17 protein-coding genes and 1 riboswitch are annotated in these 14359 nt (G+C 27.3%); of the genes, 11 read left to right on the top strand and 6 right to left on the bottom strand.

Going from position 1 to position 14359, the window contains the following annotated elements:
- Positions 1–364: 364 nt before the first annotated feature.
- A complete protein-coding gene (locus RH99_RS14975) occupies positions 365–1198 on the bottom strand; it encodes a PHP domain-containing protein (RefSeq protein ID WP_010240037.1) in 834 nt (277 codons plus the stop codon).
- A 158-nt stretch (positions 1199–1356) separates the two neighbouring features.
- Complete coding sequence (locus RH99_RS14970; protein WP_010240035.1) at positions 1357–1821, bottom strand: DUF4883 family protein; 465 nt, start codon at positions 1819–1821, stop codon at positions 1357–1359.
- 227 nt (positions 1822–2048) lie between these two features.
- Here RH99_RS14970 and RH99_RS14965 point away from each other — a divergent pair, with 227 nt between their 5' ends.
- Positions 2049–2807, top strand: a complete 759-nt coding sequence (locus RH99_RS14965) for a tRNA threonylcarbamoyladenosine dehydratase (protein ID WP_010240033.1) — start codon at positions 2049–2051, stop codon at positions 2805–2807.
- Positions 2808–2988: 181 nt separating this feature from the next.
- Here RH99_RS14965 and RH99_RS14960 read toward each other — a convergent pair whose 3' ends face one another.
- The 3 genes from RH99_RS14960 to RH99_RS14950 form a co-directional block, all read right to left on the bottom strand.
- Positions 2989–3297: an MTH1187 family thiamine-binding protein gene (locus tag RH99_RS14960; RefSeq protein ID WP_010240031.1), complete on the bottom strand. Its 309-nt coding sequence runs from the start codon at positions 3295–3297 to the stop codon at positions 2989–2991.
- 15 nt (positions 3298–3312) lie between these two features.
- A complete protein-coding gene (gene thiT / locus RH99_RS14955) occupies positions 3313–3981 on the bottom strand; it encodes an energy-coupled thiamine transporter ThiT (RefSeq protein ID WP_010240029.1) in 669 nt (222 codons plus the stop codon).
- Positions 3982–4050: 69 nt separating this feature from the next.
- Positions 4051–4149, bottom strand: a riboswitch (TPP riboswitch).
- A 49-nt stretch (positions 4150–4198) separates the two neighbouring features.
- Complete coding sequence (locus tag RH99_RS14950) at positions 4199–5068, bottom strand: cation diffusion facilitator family transporter (RefSeq protein WP_010240025.1); 870 nt, start codon at positions 5066–5068, stop codon at positions 4199–4201.
- Between the two features lie 408 nt (positions 5069–5476).
- Here RH99_RS14950 and RH99_RS14945 point away from each other — a divergent pair, with 408 nt between their 5' ends.
- The 9 genes from RH99_RS14945 to RH99_RS19380 all read left to right on the top strand — a co-directional run bounded on the left by RH99_RS14945 (position 5477) and on the right by RH99_RS19380 (position 12885).
- On the top strand, positions 5477–7390 hold the full coding sequence (locus RH99_RS14945; RefSeq protein ID WP_010240022.1) for an ABC-F family ATP-binding cassette domain-containing protein: 1914 nt from the start codon (positions 5477–5479) through the stop codon (positions 7388–7390).
- 62 nt (positions 7391–7452) lie between these two features.
- Positions 7453–8451: a DUF445 family protein gene (locus tag RH99_RS14940; protein ID WP_279374382.1), complete on the top strand. Its 999-nt coding sequence runs from the start codon at positions 7453–7455 to the stop codon at positions 8449–8451.
- Between the two features lie 29 nt (positions 8452–8480).
- Positions 8481–8714 (top strand): DUF445 family protein, encoded by a 234-nt coding sequence (locus tag RH99_RS19940; RefSeq protein WP_279374380.1) that lies wholly within the window; start codon positions 8481–8483, stop codon positions 8712–8714.
- A gap of 63 nt (positions 8715–8777) precedes the next feature.
- Positions 8778–10049 carry a DUF445 domain-containing protein gene (locus RH99_RS14935; protein WP_010240019.1) on the top strand — a complete coding sequence of 424 codons (1272 nt, stop codon included), beginning with the start codon at positions 8778–8780 and terminating at the stop codon, positions 10047–10049.
- A gap of 177 nt (positions 10050–10226) precedes the next feature.
- Positions 10227–11534, top strand: a complete 1308-nt coding sequence (locus RH99_RS14930) for a hemolysin family protein (RefSeq protein WP_010240017.1) — start codon at positions 10227–10229, stop codon at positions 11532–11534.
- Between the two features lie 95 nt (positions 11535–11629).
- Positions 11630–12091: an HNH endonuclease signature motif containing protein gene (locus tag RH99_RS14925; protein ID WP_010240015.1), complete on the top strand. Its 462-nt coding sequence runs from the start codon at positions 11630–11632 to the stop codon at positions 12089–12091.
- 250 nt (positions 12092–12341) lie between these two features.
- Positions 12342–12482, top strand: coding sequence for a CPC_1213 family protein (locus RH99_RS19385; RefSeq protein ID WP_162829321.1), 141 nt, complete (start codon positions 12342–12344; stop codon positions 12480–12482).
- Positions 12483–12502: 20 nt separating this feature from the next.
- Positions 12503–12694: a hypothetical protein gene (locus RH99_RS14920; protein ID WP_010240013.1), complete on the top strand. Its 192-nt coding sequence runs from the start codon at positions 12503–12505 to the stop codon at positions 12692–12694.
- Between the two features lie 50 nt (positions 12695–12744).
- Positions 12745–12885: a hypothetical protein gene (locus tag RH99_RS19380; RefSeq protein WP_162829320.1), complete on the top strand. Its 141-nt coding sequence runs from the start codon at positions 12745–12747 to the stop codon at positions 12883–12885.
- A gap of 392 nt (positions 12886–13277) precedes the next feature.
- On the opposite strand, the gene RH99_RS14915 is transcribed toward RH99_RS19380, so the two are convergent.
- On the bottom strand, positions 13278–13484 hold the full coding sequence (locus RH99_RS14915; RefSeq protein ID WP_010240011.1) for an alpha/beta-type small acid-soluble spore protein: 207 nt from the start codon (positions 13482–13484) through the stop codon (positions 13278–13280).
- Between the two features lie 256 nt (positions 13485–13740).
- Here RH99_RS14915 and RH99_RS14910 point away from each other — a divergent pair, with 256 nt between their 5' ends.
- Positions 13741–14280 carry an AAA family ATPase gene (locus RH99_RS14910; RefSeq protein ID WP_010240009.1) on the top strand — a complete coding sequence of 180 codons (540 nt, stop codon included), beginning with the start codon at positions 13741–13743 and terminating at the stop codon, positions 14278–14280.
- The last annotated feature ends 79 nt before the right edge of the window (positions 14281–14359 follow it).

Raw genomic sequence — 14359 nt, 5'->3', positions numbered from 1 at the left:
CCTAAAGTAAATAATTTTTAAAAGTATTTCTTAAGATCATGTAGGCTGTATGAATTTAGGATATCCCTTATTTTATTAGTTAAGAGGGATACCCTAATTTTTATTTTTTTAACATTTTAAATAATTTTTTTGCTATTCATTAATAATTTCATAAGGCATGTGAAAATTAATAACAAGTCAAAGATGAGATGTCTATTTTGAATTATACAAGGAAACAGGTTCTGATGATAGTGGTGCTATCAGAGGGTTCTGCTGACGCAGTAGAATTCAAAATAGGCTAGCATACTGACTGGTTATTTATTTGAATGTGCCTAAAGGTAATTAGAATCATTTCAAGTAATACGATAATATGTTCTTGTAAACACTATTCATTAAATTTTTCTAGAAGTTTATCAATATTACCTGAATCCAAATAAACTGAACCCAAAGTTCCATGCTTTGTATCAGCTTCTTCGCCGCTGTGAAAATCTGAACCAGCGGTAATTAGTTTATTATAATTTTTAGCTATGTTTAAAAATTTTTCAGTATCATCTGGTTTATTTAGAGGATAAATAGCTTCTAACCCATCAAAATCAAATGCCATTAAATCTTCCACAGGAGTCTTTTTTACTAAAACAGGATGAGCAAGTATAACTACTGCATTTACAGATCTAAGTAGTTCAATTCCTTTTTCCAAGTCTAGCTTCTTATTAGGAACATAAGCTGGGCTTCCTTCGTTTATAATGTTTTTAAATATATAATCAAGACTATATTCATAGCCAGCTTCCATTATAGCCTTAGCAATATGAGGTCTTGCCACAACACCTTTAGCATGCTCAAGAACTTTTTTATAATCAATATCTATATTAAAATATTTTTTCAAGTTAATTGTTATCATTTCAGCTCTTTTAATTCTATAATTAGTCATGTTTTCAAGAAAATCTTGAAAATCTTTATTCTTATAGGAGTCATCTTTAAAATATCCAAGTACATGAATACTTTCATTATTGTGACGAGTTGAAAGCTCCATGCCTGGAATTACTTTTAAACCTATTTCATTACCAGTAGTAATAGCTTGATCTATGCCCTTTGTAGTATCATGATCAGTAATTGCCATGATGTCTATATCTTTAGATTTAGCTAAGATTACTAAGTCATTTGGGGAAAGTACTCCATCTGATTCTGTTGAGTGGCTGTGAAAATCTCCTTTAAAATACATTGAATCACTTCTTTCGTATTAGGCATATTCAAAATATATGTTAAAAATCTGATTTGTATTTATTTTAAACGCCTTATTTTACAAATATTATATACTAAAATCTCGGATAATAAAACAATACTAAGAAAATCTAAAATTAGAATCCCAGGATAAAATTTCTATCTTGGAATAACATATTTGCATAGAGCATAGAGGTTATAGGAAATAGGCATACCATCCATATTAATATAATCTTTAGGATATGAACCATCCCAAGGATATACAGACACATATTTTTCATTATAGACCTCTATAACATACTTGTCCGTTTTAAATGTAAAGTAAATTTTATAAGGAGGTTTTCCAGGCAAGTCTTTTGGCTTAGTTACAAAATTATTTCTGTGAAGATTTAAAATAAAATTTTTAGCCGTTGTATTTTGATCTTTAGTAAGTGTTTTTTCCTTATAAAAATTAGTATCTAATACAATTCCTAAAAATGAATTTTCAAGTTTTACATCTCTAGTTAAGAGATTGGTATAATAAAAGTTATATGGTTTTTCATGTTTTAAGGGCGAGGTACAGCCGGTAAAATTTAAACCTATAACAATTATAATCACTATGTAAATCAATTTTTTAACTCTCAATGCTATTACCCCTTTTTATAAGTATTCTAAATTAAAATATGAAAATTTTAAGGATTTTATTACAGTATTACATTTTATTAATTAAATAATTGGGATAGATTATATCTTTGAAGATATTTTAGAGGTGTGATATACTATAGTATGTTTAAGTGAGTTGACAGTATGTGATAATGATATAAATTTAATTAAATATATATTTATATATAGATATAAAAGGAGAAGAAAAAATGCCACAACATTCTTTGTCAAGAACAGAGCTTCTAATAGGAAAAGAAGCTTTAGATAAATTAAAAGATAGTAAAGTAGTTGTATTCGGTATAGGCGGAGTAGGAAGTTTTACAGTGGAAGCCTTAGTTCGTGGTGGAGTAGGAAAAATTGTGCTTATAGATGATGATACAGTTTGTTTAACTAATATTAATAGACAAATTCATGCTACCTTTGATACTATAAGTAAATCTAAAGTTCAAGTTATGAAGGATAGAATACTTAGTATAAATCCTAAATGTGAAGTTACAGTTCACCAGACTTTTGTAAAAGAAGATAATATAAAAGATATTATAGATGAGGATACAGACTATGTAGTAGATGTAATAGATACTGTTTCATCCAAAATCGCTTTAATATTATGGTGTAGAGAACATAATGTTGAAATTATAAGCTGTATGGGTACAGGAAATAAAATAGATCCAACTAAATTCCAAATTACAGACATATATAAAACAAAAGTGTGTCCACTAGCTAAAGTAATGAGATATGAGCTTAGAAAAAGAGGAATAAAATCTTTAAAGGTACTTTACTCTGAAGAACTTCCTTTAAAGCCCAAATTGGATGAAGTAATAACTTGTAAAGAGGGATGTGTTTGCACAGGAGGTACTAAAAAATGTCTTGCTAAAAGACAAATACCAGGAAGTATATCTTTTGTACCACCAGTAGCAGGTATGATAATAGGAGGAGAAGTTATAAAAGACATAATTGGATTGCATTAGAAAACCTATTTTATTATATTAAATAGTAGTTTAGTATGTTGCTGTAGTCATTAATATGACTTGAAAAGAACAATTATAATATCAGTGTATTTTTTTAACAAGAAAAAAATATATAAATAGGGGAGTATAGATATATTTGCGCAAATCAAATCTATCTATATTCCCTTATTTTTAAACTAACTTATTTACCCTTTCTTTCAGTTGGGTAATTTTTCAGTTTGTCTTCTATGGTTAGACCGCCCTTTTTTTCGTCTATTCTTACCATCGTTATTACTCTTTCACTGCCAACTTCAAAGGGAATTCTGTGAACCTTTTTTATAAGATCAAAAACTTCATCATATTCTCCTTCTACCGTAGTACTCATGGCATCTATTTCATATTTTAGACCACTTTTCTTTATATAATCAATAGCTGCATCTACCTGCTTATACAATTCTTCTTCTGAAGCAGTAGGTACTAGAGGCATAACTGCTATATCTGCAATGACCATACATTAACATCTCCCTTATCGATAAACACCGTTTTTTATATTTCTACTTAGCATTTTTATAGGTAATATTGCAATGAGAAAAACACAAATTAAACCGTCTGTAAGCATAAATGAACCATTTACTACTAAAGAATAAATTGCAGGAGACATTCCACTTGGGGCAAAGCTTCCAAAGAAAACCAATCCAGACGTAAAGTGAAATAAAAACTTTACAAAAATGGCCACTATTGTGCCTAATATTTTTTTGTATCTAAAATATCCAGCTAGTCCAAGAGCCATAGATGGCAGTGGATAATCAAACAACAACTGTATAGGATGAAGTATATAAGGATCTAAGAATAAAGTAATCATTCCATGTAAAAAACCTGTTAAAAATCCTACTTCAGGACCATATACTAGGGCTATTATAAGTATTGGAACCATGCTTCCAAGAGTTACACTACCTCCTTGTGGAAAATGATATAATCTAAATATTTGCAGTACTGCTGATAGAGCTAATGCAATACCAATTTGGGTTGTCATTTTAGTAGTGATTTTAACTTTTTTAATTTTTATGAATGCGAATATTAGAATTAGTACACCTATTAAAGTTATTATGGATGTAGGATGTTTTAAAATTTCAGCTGAATTTGTTGCAAGAGAAAAAACTTTAACTTGGAAAAGTTTTAATTTAAAAAATGTCATATAAAAAGCCTCCTATGTTTTTTACTAGAAGGCCAATTGTATCTCAAAAATTGAAACAACAAAATAAGGGCTAAAAGAAAAATGCTTCCCTACGCTAGAATTATCTAGATCAGGTTTAAGGGTTAATGCATATCATCTCTCAGCCATTAGGCACCCCTAGCTAAATCATTAAATATGTTCTCATAAATTATAGTACAATAAAGATACATTTACAATATTATTTTAAAATTCTGCTGTTAGCATAAGGTTCTACGTGAATTAGTGTATAAGAATTAGGAAATATAGTTTTTATGTCTCTTTCAATATAATTACATATATTATGAGCTTCTACTAAAGAGTGATTTGAATCAATAAGTAGATGAATATCTATCTCTCTTGTGTTTCCGTTTTTTCTTGTTCTTAACCTGTGATAAGATTTTACATCTGGATATTTAGTAATAACTTTTAAAATTTTATTAATATCCTCAGGGTCTAAGCTGCTGTCCACTAAATCTTTCATAGACTTTTTTATAAGTCCTACTGAGGTTTTTATAATTAGTAGTGCAACTATAATGGCTGAAATTGAATCCAATATTTTTAGACCTGTGATTTTCAAAAGTATAAGCCCTATAAAGACACCTAAGGAAGTAAATACATCTGTTAATAAATGCATTGCATCAGCTTCTAAAGCAATAGACTTTGTTTTTTTTGATATCCTCAATATATTAAGAGAAATTACAAGGTTTATCACACTAGAAATGAACATAATTAATAAGCCCGAATGTATATTTCCTATATTAGATCCAGAAAAAATTTTACTTATAGACTCATATATTATTATAATCCCAGCAAATAAAATTAGAATAGCTTCAACAAATCCTGAAATGTTTTCGTATTTTCCATGTCCAAAGGGATGATCAGCGTCTTCGGCTTTACTAGCTTTTCTTATAGAAAAAAATGCTATAAGACTAGCAATCAAATCTATGGAGGAATGAATACCTTCGGATAGAACACTTACAGAATTTATAGATATTCCAGCTATAATTTTCAATATAACTAATATACTATTTGATGCTATAGATAAAAAAGCACCATTTTGTTTATTCATTTTTATCTCTCCAGTCATAATAATTTCAATTGATAATAGAAATACAACTATTATGTATTATTATATGTTGATATAAAAGGTATTGTGAAGAGAAATGTAAATAGAAAATGCTGATTATGATTATCAATTGATAGAAAATATACGTCGCATCTTTGACTTATTATTTATTTTCACATGCCTTATCGATAAAAATGCTAAATAATGATATAAAGCTATAACTACTAACTTAAAAGCTTACGATATAATCAGAAGTTTGTTATAATTAAGGTGTGTACAGATATTTATCCGATAACAGCGACACGTTCTTGGATAATTCATCTAAACTTAGTTGAAGTACAAACTCCAACTAAGTTTAGATGAATTGATATATTAATTGGATATCGGATATACAAGAAAGGAAGACATTATATGAATTTAATATCTCTTGAAAATATAAATAAAAGTTATGGAGAAAAAGTACTATTTGATGATATATCACTTGGAATAAGTGAGGGACAAAAGATTGGATTAATAGGAGTAAATGGAACAGGTAAATCCACTCTTTTAAAGATTATAGTTGGAATAGATACTGCGGATAAAGGAAAAATTATTGCAAGAAATAAACTTAAAATAGAATACTTATCTCAAAATACACAGTTTACAAAAGATGATACAGTTATGGAGGCCATTTTTAAAGGAGACTCCCCAATTATGGTTTTGCTAAGGGAATATGAAAAAGCTGTAAAGGAAATCTCTCAAAATCCTCAAGATGAAACAGTACAGAATAATTTCAATAGAATTTCAGAGAAAATGGATGCTTTAGATGCTTGGAATGTAGAGAGTGATGCTAAAACTATTTTAACTAAACTTGGAATAAATGATTTTGAAGCAAAGGTGGAAAATTTATCAGGTGGTCAAAGAAAGAGAATAGCCCTTGCAGGAGCACTTATATCACCCTCTGATATTCTCATATTAGATGAGCCTACAAATCATATAGATGATGAAACTGTTAATTGGTTAGAAACTTATTTAAATAGCAGAAAAGGTTCTTTAATTATGATAACCCATGATAGATATTTTCTTGATAGAATTGCCAATGAAATATTAGAATTATATAAAGGTAAGCTCTATAGCTACGAAGGAAATTATAGTAAATACTTAGAGCAGAAATTAGACAGACTAAATAAGATGGAAGCTAAGGAACAAAAAAGACAAAGTCTTATTAAAAGTGAACTTAAGTGGATAAGAAGGGGAGCCAAGGCAAGATCAACAAAGCAAAAGGCTAGAATAGATAGGTTTGAAACACTGCAGAATGAAAATGTGGATTTAAGTAATGGAAAAGTTGAAATATCAGTTGGTAATACGAGACTTGGTAAAAAGATAATAGAAATTAATGATATAAGTATGAGTTTTGACAATAAAACATTAATAGATAATTTTAGTTACATAGTAAATAGAGATGATAGAATAGGAATAGTAGGACCAAATGGCATGGGAAAGAGTACTCTACTAAATATAATTGCTGGGAAGATTAAGCCAACTTCAGGGGATGTTGAAATTGGAGAAACAGTGAAAATTGGATACTTTTCTCAAGAATACAGAAATATAGATGAGACTTTAAGAGTAATAGACTATATAAAAGAGACTGCAGAATATATGAGTACATCAGATGGTACATTGATAAGTGCTTCTCAGATGCTGGAAAAGTTCCTGTTTCCAGGGGCTTTGCAGTATACTCCAATATCTAAACTCTCGGGTGGTGAAAAGAGAAGATTGTATCTTTTAAAGGTATTAATGGATGCACCAAATGTGCTGCTATTAGACGAACCAACCAATGATTTGGATATAGAAACACTAAATATATTAGAAGAGTATATAGAAGAATTCACAGGAACAGTTGTAGCTGTATCTCATGATAGATATTTTTTAGATAAGGTAAGCAATAGAATATTTGCTTTTGAAGGTAATGGAAAAGTTTTAGAGCATACAGGTAACTACACAGATTATATAGATTTTCATAATAGTATCCTTGAAGAAGCACCAAACAAAGAAAAAAAGAAAGATAATCATGAAAAAGAAAGTAGAAATAATAAAAGAGAAAAAACTTTAAAATTTACTTTTAAAGAGCAGAAGGAATACGAAGAAATAGAAGGGAATATAGCTGAAACTGAAAGTGCCTTAGAAGAAATAAGCAAAAGTATAAATGAATCCTCAAGTGACTATATGACTTTACAGGAATTAATGGCTAATAAAGAGAAAACAGAAGAACATTTAAACTATCTTTTAGATAGATGGATGTATCTCAGTGATCTTGCAGAAAAAATAGACAATAAAAAATCTTAATCTGGTTAGTATATTAATTGAGTTATTTATGGGAAGAATAAAAATTAAAGTGGTGATGAACTTTGGATAAAAAGAATAAAAGAAGGGCAAATTTAATTCTTATAATAGTTGCTATTGGATTTTTAATCTCCTATGCTTTTAAAGACGCATTTGTATGGGCTCTAATTTCAAGGTGCTGTATGGCGGCCTTAATAGGAGGGCTTGCAGACTGGTTCGGAATAACAGCTATATTTAAGAAGCCCTTTAATATAAATTGGCCTAAATTTTTATTTAGAACGGATATTATAAACAAGAATAGAGACAGAATTGTAGATACTATTGCAGAAACTATAGAGAATGATTTATTAAATAAGGATAAATTAAAGAATAAACTAAACAGTTATAATATTGTTATAATAATAGCTAGATTTATAAAATCTAGAGAGGGTGATGAGGCTTTAATTAAGGCTTTGGATGAAATATTTGTTCCTGAGCATGAAGCAAGTAAAACTATAACTGACTTTGCCTATAAATCTCTTTCAAATGTAGCCCTGAAGATTAAAATAAGTGAAATACTTTATAAGCTATGTTTGTGGAGCTCGCGTAAAGGCTATATTGATATATTAATAGATAAGATAATTGATTCCTCTATCAACATTGTAAAAAAAGAAAATGTAACTATTTTTATTGAAAAATTATATGCTGATGCCTTAAAAAACTATGAAAAGGAAAATATAAATAGAAAGATTACAAATAAGCTAGTATTAGGACATATATTAGATATGTCTCCTAGTAGTGCAGCGTATAATATTCAAAAGAAGAGTATAGAAATTTTAAAAAATATGAAAAATCAGGATAATAAAAATAGGGTATTGCTAAAAGAAAAAGTAGAAGATTATATACTAAGACTTCATAATGATATAGTTTTAATAAATAAAATTGAAAACTACAAAGTGAAATTTTTTACAGAAAATAGTTTTCTAAAGCAAAGTTTAGAAAGATTTTTACAGGATTATTTTACAGAAAATTTTTATAATAATAAAATTATATTAAAAACTTTAAGGCAAAGAAAAGAAAGATAGTTCTTAATTTTATAAGAGACAGAGATAAAATGAATAGTATTGATAAATCTATTAAGGATACTACTTTCAAATTAATTGATGACAAATATGATTATATAGGTAAATGGATAAGAGAAAATTTAAATAAATATAGCAATAAAGAAATAGTAGATACAATGGAACAGAAACTATCAGAGGATCTTCAAATTATAAGAATAAATGGATCTATAGTAGGGGGATTAGTAGGAGCAGTTATTTATTTACTAACATTTTGGATAAAATAAGAACTATTAAAATAGAAGATAGTATTATTTTTTATTAGTACTAAATATAGGGATGTGATTTATATGAATTATAAAAACAAAGCCAATATTACTTTGCTCTCTGTATTTATAGTGTTTATAATAATCGCCAGCTTAAAATACTATTATGGAAATTTTATGATTTTAAATTTTTGCTTTATGGTTATGGAGGCTTCAGTAATAGGAGGGGTGGCAGATTGGTTTGCTATTACTGCTATATTCAGTAAACCACTGGGCATATCCTATCATACAGAGATCATACCTAGAAACAGAGAAAAAATCATAGACGGTATTTGCAATATGGTGGAAAAGGAATTGCTAACTAGCGATATTATAAGCGAAAAAATTTTACAAATAAAAATTGTAGAAAAATTAATTATATTTATGGAGAATAGAAAAAATAAAATACTAACATATATAGAAAATAATTTAAATGATTACTTTACTCACAATGGAAAAGAAAAAGTAATGTATATTTACAATAATGTATTGAAAGATAATTTAGATAAATTTAGTGTTACAGATAATATAAAATCAATGGCAACAAAAATAAAGGGAACGGAGCAGGAAGATAAAATTATTGATTATATTATTGAAAATTTTATTAAATTATCTGAAAAGGATAGTACAAGGAACCTTATATATAAAACACTTTTAAGCATAAAAGAAAAGAAAGTTAATAACTTTTTTTCAAGGATTAGTTTTTCAATATTTGAGAAAACGGACAGTGTAAATTTATTAAGTGCAGCTGATAATATTCAAAAAGGTATTGTAGAAAGTCTTATAGAAATGAAATATAATGATAATAATATGAGAGTGAGGTTTAAAGAAGAAGTTAGAGAATATTTATTCAGCATAGAAAATCATAGAGAAGAAATAGAAGCATTTAAAGTAAAATTAGCAAAAGAAGTAGATATAAAGGCTATAGTAGAATCTATAATAAGTTTAAAAGAGGTAAATGGCAGAGAAATATCCATATTGTCCCATTGGATAACTGAGCAGTTGGATTTTTGTTTTGAAAGATTTAATGAAAATGACAATTTAAAAAAGTATATAGAAAATATCTTTAAACATATTTTTATTGGTTTTGCTGAAAAAGAACATAGATTTATAGGAACTTTTGTAAGGGAAACGCTAAGTGAATTTGACGATGAAAAATTAAATGAATTTATAGAAAGTAAATTCGGAGAGGATTTGCAATGGATAAGGATTAATGGTTCAGTAGTTGGAGGAATTATAGGAGCATTGATGTTTATATTCTTAAGATTATTATATGACCCTTATGTAGTACCAGCAATAAGAAAAATTTTTGTATGATGTAAAAATTTAATTATATATGAAATTTTATTGATCATGAAAATTAAAGAATAAATCAGTATATTAGTATATTAAAGAAAATAAAAAATATAAGGCATTTGTAAATAACTAGTCAGTATACTAACATCTTTGACGTAATATTTATTTTTAATATGCCTAAGAGGAAGTGAATAATTTTTGATTGAAGAAATAGCTATAATAATTCTACTTATAGTAGTAAATGCTTTTTTTGCAGCAGCAGAAATAGGTATAATATCTCTAAAAGAAATAAATATTGAAAAAAGAGCTAGTGAGGGAGATAAAAAAGCTAAATTAATCTTAAATGTATTAAAAGAACCAAGTAAGTTTTTGGCAACAATTCAAGTTGGTATTACTTTGACTAGTTTTTTTACATCAGCTGCAGCGGCAGTAGGACTATCTAATGCTTTTGAAAAAGTACTCATAAATACGGGCATACCATTTTTTTCGAATTATGGACCTAAAATATCCTTTGTATTTGTAACTATAGTAATATCATTTTTCTCTCTATTATTTGGTGAATTGATACCTAAGAGAATAGCACTTACAAAATCAGAATTTATAGCAGACAAATCTATTGGAATTATTACTGTTATTAACATAGTTAGTAAACCTATAGTAGATGCACTTACTACGTGTACTAATTTTTTCGTTAGATTAATATTGGGAAAGGATACTAACAAAGAAGAAGATATAACAGAAGAAGAAATTAGAATGATGATAAATGTAGGAGAAGAAAAAGGTATTTTTCAAGCTATGGAAACTAAAATGATAAATAGCATTTTTGAGTTTGATGATACCACTGTAGTAGATATAATGACACCAAGACCAGATGTAGTTGCATTAAATGTAGAAAGTAATTTTGAAGAAACAATCAATATTATTACTGAAGAAAAATATTCTAGAATTCCTGTATATAAGGAAAATATTGATAACATTATTGGCATATTATATAGTAAAGATATAATCGATTATATGGCTTTTAAAACAGAAACTACAAAATTTAATTTAAAGAACTTTATGAAAGAACCATTATTTGTAATAGAGTACAAAAAGATTGATAATCTATTGAAGGAAATGCAAAAAAAGAATATACATATCTGCATAGTAATAGATGAATATGGAACTACAGCAGGAATTGCAACTATAGAAGATATGTTAGAAGAAATAGTAGGAAATATTTATGATGAATATGATGAAAAGGAAGAAGAAGTCCACAAAATGGGTGAAAATCAATTTGAAATTGATGCAGGTATTAATATGTCAGAATTAAATCAACTTTTAGAAACAGATTATGAAGAAAATTATGATACTGTAAGTGGTTTAATATTAGATAAAATAGGAAGATTACCAAAAGAAGGAGAATGCATTATAATCGGAGATTTTACTTTTAAAATTCTTTTAGTAAAAAAGAAAAGAATTTTAAAGATATTAGTAACTAAAAATAAAGTTCAAGAATCAATGTAATAAAATTACTATTGAGAAGATTAATAATCAGTAGTAATATTAAATTATAAGTTAGATTTTTATAAAAAATTATTAATATAGGGGAGTGTTAGTTTTTGCAGAATAAAAAATGTGTGGTATGTGGAAAGCCTGGAGAAAAACACCATATAATTTTTAAAAGTGAAGGCGGATTGGATTTCCCATTAAATTATATTTATCTTTGTTCTGAACATCATAGGGGGAAAAAAAGTCCACATAGAAATAAGAAAATTAATCTTATGTATAAACTAGAATTTCAAAATAAACTCAATAATATTTTAACTAAAAAATATTATTTTATGAATGAAATAATGAAAATATTATTTCTAAATTCCTCCCAAGTTAAAAGTATCTGTAAAAAGTTCAAGCTATATAAAGAAGGCTATAAACGAGAAGATATAATAAAAAGACTTATGGGTGGAAAAGTTTATTATGATTTTATGTTAGATGAATTTTATGATGATTCATGGAATATAGTTGATGACTTTATTAGTGATTCTGAATTAGAACTAAAATTATATAATAATTGTGATTTTTAATATGTGAAAACACGGTTTATCTTTTGTAATATTATATTTATGTATATTGCAAAATGTAAAACCGTGTTTTTTATTTTATTATCTAAAGTTTTTTAAACCATAAATGTTATAAAAATCATAGTAAATATAATTTCTGTTTGGGTAACATAAATACATAGATTATTTATCTAAACTAAATGGGAAAACAAATTCCTGATTAGTAAGATTTATTGATACTAATTTATTGGTAAAAAAGGAGGAGAATTATATTATGAATAATAATTTAGCTAATACAAAAAATAATAAAACTGAGGATGGACATTTTAAAAAGAAAAATATTAAACATAGTCCAAAAGATGAAAGTGCAAGAGCTGCTGTTGATAAAAAAATGAAGATAACCAGTGAATTCTAATTTGAGAGGAGATTATTATAATGTCAGTTAAAGAAGGAATAATTCCAACCACTTTAGGAAGTATAGTTACAGCTGCAGGAGTTACTATGATAGCTAAAAAGATAATTCCTAAAGTTTCATCAGGTATTTTAGGTTTTGGTCTTGCACATATAGTTTTAGGATCCATAGATTTAGTAGAACGTAAGCATCGTAAAAGAATGTTATTTAAATAAATTTTCTGCTGAATATTATAACTAAATTATAAAAGGGAGTGGCTAGTAATATGGAAGAACATGTTGAAATAAATTATAGACCTAAACGAGAAAATGCAGGCAATGAGCCTAAAACTTGGTCAAAGGATCCTAATAGTGCAAAATATCACTCAAGAAGTGCAGAATATAAGGCAAAAGAAAAAAATAATTAAGGTAAAATTAGAATAATAAAAATATAAGGCATATGAAAATAAATAGTAAGTCAAAGATGCGACGTATATTTTGAAGCCTACAAGGAAATAGGTTCTTCAGATAGTGAGCTATCTGATGGTTCTGTTGACGTAGTGGGATTCAAAATAGACTAGCATACTGACTAGTTATTTATTTGAATGTGCCTAAAGTAATCTATTAAAAGTTTATGAGAACAATAAATATGAAATAATCTGTGTAAACTTCATACGAATAATATAAATAAGAATTATTCGTATGGAAAGTACACAGGTTATTTTTATATGGATAATATTATTATTAAGTTCAAAAGTAAAAAGAGGTTGAAAATGTTTTAACCATCTTCAACCTCCTATAAATAATAATTTGTCTTTAATTATTTACCGCTAAGTCCATTTTCATAGGCTTCAACCATTTTCTTAACCATTTGTCCACCAACAGATCCATTTTGTCTTGAAGTAAGATCGCCATTATATCCTTCAGTTAATGGAGTTCCAACCTCTCTTGCTGCTTCTATTTTAAATTTATTTAAACCTTCTTTTGCTTCTGGTACCAATACTCTATTACTACTATTACTAGCCATTTGTATGACCTCCTTTTCTATTTGATGTTATTATATTGTGCCAATAAGAAAAATATATGTTAGGGAAAGAGAGGATTTAAAGGAATTTATATTTTTTTATTCTATTTTTATTGAATATTCACTTAATTAATGCAATAATGTTTTTAATTAATATTATAAATAGTAAGAAGGATTAATTCTTATTTTGAATGTGCCTTATGTAAAACCTTAAAAAACAATAGAGTATAAATTCTATCCAAGAATGTAGGTGAATGACATGGACAAGATTATATGCTTAGTAGGCGAATCTGGATCAGGAAAATCTACTTTAGCAGAATTATTGGAAAAAGAACAGTATAATTATATAAAAAGTTATACTACAAGAGGCAAGAGAAATGTTAATGAAAATGGTCATATATTTGTAAATGAAAACTACTTTAAAAATAAATATGAAGGTACAAACTATGAAAAAGATTTGATTGCATATACAGAATTCGATGGGTACCGTTATTGGAGTACTAGGGAACAATATAAGGATAAAGGACTTTCCGTTTATGTAGTAGAACCTGTGGGAGCCAATGAATTAAAAAAGGCTATTAAGGATTGTGAGATAATAGTTGTATACTTAAAAGTTGATAGAGATGAAAGATTTAGAAGAATGTGTGAAGATAGAGGACAGAAGCAAGCCTTAAAAAGGCTATCTTATGATAGTGAGTCAGGCATATTTAATCTAATTAAATGCGATTATGTAGTTGATGCCAATAGAAGTATAAAAGATTCAGTTTATGATGTTAAAAAGATAGTACAAATGGATTGATTTAATATAAAATTATTTTAAACAATTAGAAAAAGGATGATAACAAAGCTTATAATGGATAAGGATTACATTTAATAAT

The organism is Clostridium arbusti SL206 (genome assembly GCF_000246895.1).
GTDB lineage: Bacteria > Bacillota > Clostridia > Clostridiales > Clostridiaceae > Clostridium_I > Clostridium_I arbusti.
This window is presented reverse-complemented; position numbering and strand designations above follow the sequence as displayed.

Bases quoted from the DNA above. Each gene is read 5' to 3' on its own strand.
- RH99_RS14935 (WP_010240019.1), top strand. From the start codon at position 8,778: ATGAATTATAAAAACAAAGCCAATATTACTTTGCTCTCTGTATTTATA.
- RH99_RS19380 (WP_162829320.1), top strand. From the start codon at position 12,745: ATGGAAGAACATGTTGAAATAAATTATAGACCTAAACGAGAAAATGCA.
- RH99_RS14945 (WP_010240022.1), top strand. From the start codon at position 5,477: ATGAATTTAATATCTCTTGAAAATATAAATAAAAGTTATGGAGAAAAA.
- RH99_RS14975 (WP_010240037.1), bottom strand. From the start codon at position 1,198: ATGTATTTTAAAGGAGATTTTCACAGCCACTCAACAGAATCAGATGGA.
- RH99_RS14915 (WP_010240011.1), bottom strand. From the start codon at position 13,484: ATGGCTAGTAATAGTAGTAATAGAGTATTGGTACCAGAAGCAAAAGAA.
- RH99_RS19940 (WP_279374380.1), top strand. From the start codon at position 8,481: ATGAATAGTATTGATAAATCTATTAAGGATACTACTTTCAAATTAATT.
- RH99_RS14920 (WP_010240013.1), top strand. From the start codon at position 12,503: ATGTCAGTTAAAGAAGGAATAATTCCAACCACTTTAGGAAGTATAGTT.
- RH99_RS14950 (WP_010240025.1), bottom strand. From the start codon at position 5,068: ATGAATAAACAAAATGGTGCTTTTTTATCTATAGCATCAAATAGTATA.
- RH99_RS14910 (WP_010240009.1), top strand. From the start codon at position 13,741: ATGGACAAGATTATATGCTTAGTAGGCGAATCTGGATCAGGAAAATCT.
- RH99_RS19385 (WP_162829321.1), top strand. From the start codon at position 12,342: ATGAATAATAATTTAGCTAATACAAAAAATAATAAAACTGAGGATGGA.
- RH99_RS14960 (WP_010240031.1), bottom strand. From the start codon at position 3,297: ATGGTCATTGCAGATATAGCAGTTATGCCTCTAGTACCTACTGCTTCA.
- thiT (WP_010240029.1), bottom strand. From the start codon at position 3,981: ATGACATTTTTTAAATTAAAACTTTTCCAAGTTAAAGTTTTTTCTCTT.
- RH99_RS14965 (WP_010240033.1), top strand. From the start codon at position 2,049: ATGCCACAACATTCTTTGTCAAGAACAGAGCTTCTAATAGGAAAAGAA.